8 protein-coding genes are annotated in these 7,993 nt (G+C 64.5%); 5 read left to right on the plus strand and 3 right to left on the minus strand.

All coding sequences use genetic code 11. The annotated features are described in order from the left end of the window. Both JV201_RS02900 and cbiE read right to left on the minus strand, forming a co-directional pair. On the minus strand, positions 1 to 660 hold a 660-nt coding region (locus JV201_RS02900; protein WP_219406481.1), incomplete at its 3' end, for a cobalt-precorrin-6A reductase. Then, a complete protein-coding gene (gene cbiE / locus JV201_RS02905) occupies positions 657 to 1,862 on the minus strand; it encodes a precorrin-6y C5,15-methyltransferase (decarboxylating) subunit CbiE (protein ID WP_219406482.1) in 1,206 nt (401 codons plus the stop codon). The genes JV201_RS02900 and cbiE, both read right to left, overlap by 4 nt. Before the next feature lie 95 nt (positions 1,863 to 1,957). On the opposite strand from cbiE, the gene cobG reads away from it, so the two are divergent. The 5 genes from cobG (at position 1,958) to JV201_RS02930 (ending at position 7,343) form a co-directional block, all read left to right on the plus strand. Next, positions 1,958 to 3,259, plus strand: coding sequence for a precorrin-3B synthase (gene cobG, locus JV201_RS02910; protein ID WP_274517803.1), 1,302 nt, complete (start codon positions 1,958 to 1,960; stop codon positions 3,257 to 3,259). Next, positions 3,252 to 3,878 (plus strand): precorrin-8X methylmutase, encoded by a 627-nt coding sequence (locus tag JV201_RS02915; RefSeq protein ID WP_003217338.1) that lies wholly within the window; start codon positions 3,252 to 3,254, stop codon positions 3,876 to 3,878. The genes cobG and JV201_RS02915 overlap by 8 nt, the downstream gene beginning before the upstream one ends. After that, a complete protein-coding gene (locus JV201_RS02920; protein ID WP_003217336.1) occupies positions 3,878 to 4,609 on the plus strand; it encodes a precorrin-2 C(20)-methyltransferase in 732 nt (243 codons plus the stop codon). The genes JV201_RS02915 and JV201_RS02920 overlap by 1 nt, the downstream gene beginning before the upstream one ends. Continuing rightward, positions 4,609 to 6,249, plus strand: coding sequence for a precorrin-3B C(17)-methyltransferase (cobJ, locus tag JV201_RS02925; RefSeq protein ID WP_219406483.1), 1,641 nt, complete (start codon positions 4,609 to 4,611; stop codon positions 6,247 to 6,249). Before JV201_RS02920 ends, cobJ begins: the two co-directional genes overlap by 1 nt. 302 nt (positions 6,250 to 6,551) lie before the next feature. Beyond that, entirely contained in the window at positions 6,552 to 7,343 is a 792-nt protein-coding gene (locus tag JV201_RS02930; RefSeq protein WP_102606174.1) for a hypothetical protein, read from the plus strand. A 1-nt stretch (position 7,344) separates the two neighbouring features. On the opposite strand, the gene JV201_RS02935 is transcribed toward JV201_RS02930, so the two are convergent. Continuing rightward, positions 7,345 to 7,941: a MarC family protein gene (locus JV201_RS02935; protein ID WP_003217330.1), complete on the minus strand. Its 597-nt coding sequence runs from the start codon at positions 7,939 to 7,941 to the stop codon at positions 7,345 to 7,347. Positions 7,942 to 7,993: the final 52 nt, after the last annotated feature.

Consider the following 7,993-nt stretch of genomic DNA (forward strand, 5'->3'; position numbering starts at 1 on the left):
CGCCAACACCGGCCGCCTCAACACCAACACCGGCACCCCCCGCTCCCGTGCCACTTCCAGCTTCGGCTCGGTAGCCGTGCTGCCGCTGTTCTTGCTGATCAGCACATCAATCTGCCGTCGCTCAAACAATGCCCGCTCATCCTCGATCAAAAACGGCCCACGGGCGCCGATCACTTCGCAGCGTTCATTGCCGGGGTACACATCCAGTGCGCGCAGCGTCCAGAACTGCTCGGCGGGGATTTCGTCGAGGTGTTGCAACGGTTCACGGCCTAGCGTGAACAGTGGTCGCTTGAAGGGTTTCAGAGCTTCAATCAACTCCGCCCAGTCACCGACTTCGCGCCAGTCATCATCCGCCTGTGGCTGCCAAGCCGGGCGGCGCAGGGCCCAGCAGGGAATGCCACACACACCCGCAGCACGGGCGGCGTTGGCGCTGATCTGTGCGGCATACGGATGGGTCGCGTCCAGCACCAGCTCGATACCTTCATCGCGAATGAACTGCGCCAAACCTTCCGCGCCGCCATAGCCACCGACGCGCACCTGGCACGTAAGGTCGGTGGGAACGCGGCCAACACCCGCCAGGCTGTAGATATGTTCGGGCCCCAGTGTGCGGGCGATGGCCAGGGCTTCCGTCACGCCGCCCAACAGCAGGATGCGTTTCATAGCGGCTTGATCACTTCCAGCAGGGTGATCGGCAGCGCCTGGCGCCAGGTATCAAAGCCCCCCAGTGGCTGGGCCTGGGCCACATGAATGCGGGTCAGCTCGCCGCCGTGTTGTTCGCGCCAGGCCATCAGGGTCATTTCACTTTGCAGGGTCACGGCGTTGGCCACCAGCCGGCCGCCCGGGCGCAGGTGTTGCCAGCAAGTGTCGAGCACGCCGTCGCGGGTGACGCCGCCGCCGATGAAGATGGCGTCGGGCGCTTCCAGGCCAGCGAGTGCGTGGGGCGCGGTGCCGCGAATCAACTGCAGGCCTGGGACGCCAAGGGCATCACGGTTATGTTCGATCAACAGTTGCCGGCCTTCATCGGCCTCGATGGCCAGGGCGCGGCAGCTGGGGTGGGTGCGCATCCATTCGATCCCGATGGAGCCGCTGCCCGCGCCCACGTCCCACAGCAGTTCGCCGGGCATCGGCGCGAGGCGGGCGAGGGTCATGGCGCGCACGTCGCGCTTGGTCAGTTGGCCGTCGTGCCTGAAGGCCGAGTCCGGCAGCCCTGCCAGGCGTGACAGGCGCGCTGTGTTGGCGTCGGCCACGCAGTCGATGGCCAGCAGATTCAACGCGGCAATCGGTTCGCCAGGCCAATCCCGGGCGATGCCGTCGATGCGCCGCTCATCCGGCCCGCCGAGGTGTTCAAACACACTCAGGCGACTTGCGCCAAACCCGCGCTCGGCCAATTGTGTGGCAATCGCCGCCGGGCTCTGGCCGTCATTGCTCAGCACCAGCAAACGCACGCCGTTGGCCAGATGCGCATTCAGCGCCGCCATCGGCCGGGCAACCACCGACAGCGTCACTACCTCTTGCAACGGCCAGCCCAGGCGCGCCGCCGCCAGGGACACGGAAGAGGGCGCCGGCAGAATCAGCAGCTCATCGGCCGGCACCTGCCGCGCCAGGCTCGCACCCACGCCATAGAACATCGGATCGCCGCTGGCCAGCACGCACACCGCTTCACCACGCCTGGCCAGCACCGGCTCCAGGGAAAACGGGCTGGGCCACACCTGGCGTTCGCCACGGATGCACACCGGCAACAAGTCCAGCTGGCGTTGCCCGCCAATAATGCGCGAGGCGCGCAACAGGGCGTGCCGGGCGTTTCTGCCCAGGCCCTTGAAGCCGTCTTCACCGATGCCTACTACCGTCAGCCAGGGCGACATATGAATTCCTTGAACGACATCCGACGGGCAGGCTTTTCATGCCGCCGGACAAAGCAGGCATAATACCGCGCCTTTACCCGTGAACCGGTAGCCCCGTGAAACCAATACCACCGTCCAATACCTTGCGCCCCTCGGCCTGTCCGGGGTTGCTGCGTATTGTCCAGGCGTTGGATGGCGGGATTTGCCGGATCAAACTGGCGGGCGGTTCGATCCGCGCCGAGCAGGCGTTTGCCGTGGCCGACGCCGCCCAGGCCCATGCCGGCGGGGTGATCGAGGCGACCAACCGCGCCAACCTGCAAATTCGCGGGATCGGCGCCGAACAGGATGCATTGATCGCCGCCTTGCTGGCCGCCGACCTGGGCCCCAAGCGTGCCGCCGGTGATGATGTGCGCAACCTGATGCTCAGCCCCAGTGCCGGCATTGACCGCGAGATGCTGTTCGATACCCGACCGTTGGCCGACCAGATCCTCACCACCCTGGAAACCCACCCGCGTTTCCATGAGCTGTCGGCCAAGTTCGCCGTGCAACTGGACGGCGGTGAAGCCCTGGCGATGCTCGAGCATCATCACGACCTGTGGCTGTCAGCCTTCGATGCCAATGGCAACACGCTGTTGGCATTCGGCCTGGCAGGCTGCCCGGCGCGGGATGCGCCCTTGGCGGCGGTACCTTTGGCGCAAGGGCATGCACTGGTGGTGGCGGTGCTGGAACGGTTCCTTGAACTGGCCCGGCCTGATCAGACCCGTATGCGCCATCTGCTGGCTGAAACCGCTGTGGATAACTTTTTGCGGCAGCTGAATATGCCATTGCAGCCGGTTGATGGCTTTTCAAGGCACTCCAACTCCGCGCCGCTGCACCTGGGAAGTTATCCACAGCGCCAAAAAAACCAGGTCTACGTCGCCGCCGTCGCACCCTTGGGCCGCCTGGATTCGGCGATGCTCAGGGGCGCAGCGCAGTTGGCCGTCGACCATGGCGACGCCACCTTGCGTGTCACGCCATGGCAAGGCCTGCTGCTGCCCAATATCCAGGATGCGGCGGCTGTCACCGAACGCCTCGAACAGCTTGGCTTTTTGTGTTCGGTGGACCAACCCCTCGCACGGATGATCGCCTGCACCGGCGCCGGCGGTTGCGCCAAAGGCCTGTCCGACACCAAGGCCGACGCCGTGCAACTGGCCGCGCTAGCGCCCGGCCACAGCGTGCACCTGTCCGGCTGCCCGCGTTCCTGCGCGGCCGCACACACCGCGCCGGTCACCCTGCTGGCGGTAAGTCCCGGCCACTACGACCTCTATTTTCGCGACGCAGGCCTGCCCGGTTTCGGCCGCCTGCACGCGCGCACTCTTTCTATTGAAGCGGCGGGCGCCTTGTTGCGCGCTCACCCACGGAGCAACACCGATGATTGATTACATCCGCGACGGTCAGGAGATCTATCGCAACTCCTTCGCGATCATTCGCGCAGAAGCCCGGCTTGATCGCATCCCTGCCGACCTGGAAAAACTCGCGGTGCGGGTGATTCATGCCTGCGGCATGGTCGACGCCATCGACGGCCTGCAATTTTCCGAAGGTGCCGGCAAGGCCGGGCGCGAAGCCCTGGCCGCTGGCGCGCCGATCCTGTGTGATGCGCGGATGGTCTCCGAAGGCGTGACCCGTACGCGCCTGCCGGCCAACAATCAGGTGATCTGCACCCTGCGCGACGACAGCGTGCCGGAGTTGGCCCGCGAGCTGGGCAACACCCGTTCCGCCGCCGCCCTGGAGCTGTGGCGCCCGCACCTGGAAGGCAGTGTGGTGGTGATCGGCAATGCGCCGACAGCGCTGTTTTACCTGCTGGAAATGCTCGACGCCGGCGCGCCAAAACCTGCACTGATCCTCGGGTTCCCGGTGGGTTTTGTCGGCGCCGCCGAATCCAAGGCGATGCTGGCGGCAGACAGCCGCGGCGTACCGTTCGTGATCATGCAGGGCCGCCTGGGCGGCAGTGCGATGGCCGCCGCCGCGGTCAACGCCTTGGCCACGGAGGTCGAATAATGCCGGCACGCGGACGTTTGATTGGCCTGGGCGTAGGCCCCGGCGATCCGGAACTGATTACCCTCAAAGCCCTGCGCCTGCTGCGCGAATCGCCGGTGGTGGCGTACTTCGTGGCCAAGGGCAAGAAGGGCAACGCCTTCGGCATCATCGAAGACCATTTGGTGCCCCAGCAAACCCTGATGCCGCTGGTGTACCCGGTGACCACTGAAGTGTTGCCGGCGCCGCTGTCCTACGAGCAAGTGATCAGCGATTTCTACGACACCGCCAGTGTCGACGTTGCGGCACACCTGGACGCGGGGCGCGATGTGGCGGTGATCTGTGAAGGCGACCCGTTCTTCTACGGCTCCTACATGTATTTGCACGACCGCCTGGCCGAGCGCTACGAAGCCCAGGTGATCCCGGGTGTGTGCTCGATGCTCGGTGGCGCCTCTGTACTGGGCGCACCGTTGGTGTACCGCAACCAGAGCCTGTCGGTGCTTTCCGGCGTGCTGCCCCATGACGAACTCAAGCGTCGCCTGGCGGATGCCGACGCGGCGGTGATCATGAAGCTGGGGCGCAACTTCACCAAGGTGCGTCAGGTACTGGAAGAATTGGGATTGGCGAGCCGGGCGTTGTACGTCGAGCGCGCGACCATGGCCAATCAGAAAATCGTCGCCCTGGATCAGGTCGATCCGACGTCCTCGCCGTATTTCTCGTTGATCATCGTTCCTGGTGAAAGGTGGCAAGGCTGATGACGGCTCCCGCGATTGTCATCCTGGGGCAGGGCAGCCTCGCCACGGCCCGAGCTATCCAGCAGGTGTATCCCGACGCACTGATCCACGGCCTGGCCGGGCGGGTCGAGGGCGCAGATCAGGCCTATAACGAATTCGGCGCCACAGTGCGCCAGTTGTATCAACAGGGCACGCCGATCATCGCCCTGTGTGCCGCCGGGATTGTGATCCGCACCCTGGCGCCGCTGCTGCTGGAGAAAGGCGTCGAGCCTGCTGTGCTGGCCGTCGCCGAAGACGGCAGCGCGGTGGTGCCGTTGCTCGGTGGCCTCGGTGGCGTAAACGTGATGGCGCGGGAAATCGCCGCTGCCCTGGACGTTGCCGCCGCGATCACCACCAGTGGCGAGCTGCGTTTTGGTACCTGCCTGCTTAACCCGCCCCATGGTTATCAGCTGGGGGATCTGGAACTGGGCAAACGCTTTGTCTCGGATTTGCTGGCTGGCGAATCAGTACGCATTGAAGGCGCGGCGCCGTGGCTGGATCAGGCCAACTTGCCCCAGGATCAACAGGCGCGCCTGGCGATTCACGTCGGCAGTGCCGAGCGCACACCTGCGGCCAATGAGTTGCTGATTTATCCGAAGACGGTGCTGGTTACCTGCCAGCCGGGGCCGCAACTGGCCGGGCGAATTCGTGCGGCGTTGCAGGATGCCGGGCTCGCCGTGCAGTCCCTGGCTTGCCTGCTGGCGGCTGAAACGGAGATGGCCGATTCGTCATTGCACGAAGCGGCGTTGGAGCTGGGCGTGCCATTGCGCTTCGCCGATCTGGCGCCTCAGGCGGACATCGCGATCACGGTGGCCGAGGCCCCTCTGGACCTGTCCCTGATCGGTCGTCCCCGTGGCCGCCTCGCGGTGATCGGTTTGGGCCCCGGCGCTGCCGAACTGATGGTACCGGCAGTAAAAGCCGAGCTGGCCCGCTGCACCGACGTGCTGGGTTACGAAACCTATGTGCGCATGGCCGGGCCGTTCCGCGCGGACCAGATCCAGCATTGCACCGACAATCGCGAAGAGATGCAGCGCGCGCGTCATGCCTTTGAGCTGGCGGCGCAGGGGCGTTCGGTGGTGGTGGTTTCCTCGGGTGACCCGGGTGTATTCGCCATGGCCGCCGCGGTGATCGAAGCCTTGCACGAGTCCAGCGACCCGGCCTGGCATCAGGTCGACCTGGAGATTTTGCCGGGCGTATCGGCATCCCTCGCCACGGCGGCCCAGGCAGGTGCCCCGCTGGGGCATGACTTCTGTGTGATGTCACTGTCGGACAACCTCAAACCCTGGTCGATCATCGAGAAGCGCCTGAACCTGGCGTCCCAGGCCGACCTGGCGCTGGCGTTCTATAACCCGATTTCCCGTGCGCGGCCCTGGCAGTTGGGACGCGCCCTGGAAATCGTCGCGCAGCACCGCACGCCTGAAACACCGGTGGTATTGGGCCGTGACATCGGTCGCCCGGGCCAGACCCTGCGAGTCACCACCCTGGGGCAACTGACGCCGGAGCAGGTGGACATGCGCACCATGGTGCTGATCGGTTCGTCCACCACCTGCGTCTTTGCGCGGGCAGGTGGTGGCGAGTGGGTCTACACGCCACGTTGGTACGGCGAGAAACCCGCCTCCTGAAAACAACGGCGGCCCCGCCATGGGGCCGCCTTGAAACGTCAGTCATTGATGCCGGAAAGGTCTGCTTGCCGAGTTTTTTTTGCATCGGCTCAAGTCATACCTTTCTCTACGGCTTGAAGAAAAGCACGGCGCTTTTGTGTGCCGCCGCCTCATCCCCAGCGTTTACTCAGCTGCGCCGCCTGCAGTGATTTTTCCTGCGGGTCGCGGCGCGTCCCGTGGTCAATTTCCAGCAGCTCAAAATCCCCGGCAAGTCGACTAGTGTTGGCGTTGAGCCCCATGTTGGGGGTTATGGAGAAATGGCTATGGAGCGAAACAACAAACGGATCAACAGCGCAAAAAGGAGGAAGCTGATTGCCGCTTACCGGCTTCCGGGCGCGCCCGGCCTGGCGTCGGGGTTGAGCGCGCCGGTGAAGCCCGAGGCGGATGATGAGCTGGACGCGGCGGTGGTGAACAACAGCGTCATGTCGTTTGTGCAAGGCATGACCAGCCTCAACAAGGAGTACACCCGCAAAAGCTATTTGCTGGCGAGCAGCTACGTCAGCGATGTGCTGCGGGTCGCCCGGGGCACAGAGGCCTGGTACAACGAATTCATCAAGGTCATGAGCAGCCTCGGCTGGATGCCGGTCAGGAGCAGTTTCGAGCGGGTGTACACCTCTCGCAAGGGGCTGTCGGTACAGCTGGCGGCGCTGAACCTGATGGCGGCCACCGTGGCCTCGACGTTTCTGTCGGGGCCGCTGATCAGTGTATTGCCCAAACGGGTGGCGGAGGCGGTTGAAGCCTTGAAGCAGCTCCCGGCTTCATTTGAGTTATTCAAGCGAAATACCACCACGCGTGACGGTGGCGATTTCGGTTTGGCGTCCTGCTCGGAAATCGCCGGGGAAGTTTCGATGGTGCTGGTGACGTACAGCTCCCACGGCGTCAGCAAGCAACTGGGCATACCGTTTCTGGAGTGGGACAGTGCATCCGTCGAGGCCTTCAGTGGCCGCACGTGCCTGGTGCTGAACAGCTCGGTGGTCAACGAAGACACGATTCAACTGCTGCGGGACAGCGCAGGGGACAAGGTCCGCCTGGCTATCGCCAACTACAGGATTTGATCTACGGCACCAGGTAACCGCGTACACCGGTGAAGATGATTTGCGCGGCCAGGGCGCACACGAACAGCCCCATCAACCGGCTGACAATCTGCAAGCCCTGGTCGCCGAGGATGCGTTCGATACGGTTGGACAGGTACAGCACCACGCCCACCGTCAGGCTGGCCAGGGCGATACTGAGGATCGCGGTGATCTTGTCGTCCCAGTGCGGCTGGCTGACGCCCATCACCAGCAGCGCACCGATGGTGCCGGGGCCGACGGTCAGGGGAATGGTCAGCGGCACGATGGTCACGTCCTGCTGCACGTTGTCGGTCTGCACCGCCGACTTGCCCTGGGCCATGCCCAGGGCCGAGATGAACAGCACACTGCCGGCGCCGATGCGGAAGGCGTCGACGGTGATGCCGAACACACTGAAAATCACCCGGCCGAACAGGTAGAGCAACACGCTCGATACCAGGGTGGCGAGGGCCACTTTCCAGGCCAGGCGCCGCCGCTCCTTGCTGGAGTAACCGCGAGTCAGGCTGATAAAGCAGGAGAGCACGAAGAAGGGGCTGTAGAGCACCAGCATCTTCAGGTAAACGCTGAATAGCACGTGGAGCATGGTGGGAGCTCGCAGCGAAGGAGGGCGAGCGGGAGTTTATCAGGCCTGTGAC

Source organism: Pseudomonas sp. Colony2, from assembly GCF_019382755.1.
Lineage (GTDB): Bacteria > Pseudomonadota > Gammaproteobacteria > Pseudomonadales > Pseudomonadaceae > Aquipseudomonas.

Coding starts and splice junctions, on each gene's coding strand:
- cbiE (WP_219406482.1), bottom strand. CDS start 1,862: ATGTCGCCCTGGCTGACGGTAGTAGGCATCGGTGAAGACGGCTTCAAG.
- JV201_RS02915 (WP_003217338.1), top strand. CDS start 3,252: ATGATTGATTACATCCGCGACGGTCAGGAGATCTATCGCAACTCCTTC.
- JV201_RS02920 (WP_003217336.1), top strand. CDS start 3,878: ATGCCGGCACGCGGACGTTTGATTGGCCTGGGCGTAGGCCCCGGCGAT.
- cobJ (WP_219406483.1), top strand. CDS start 4,609: ATGACGGCTCCCGCGATTGTCATCCTGGGGCAGGGCAGCCTCGCCACG.
- JV201_RS02930 (WP_102606174.1), top strand. CDS start 6,552: ATGGAGCGAAACAACAAACGGATCAACAGCGCAAAAAGGAGGAAGCTG.
- JV201_RS02935 (WP_003217330.1), bottom strand. CDS start 7,941: ATGCTCCACGTGCTATTCAGCGTTTACCTGAAGATGCTGGTGCTCTAC.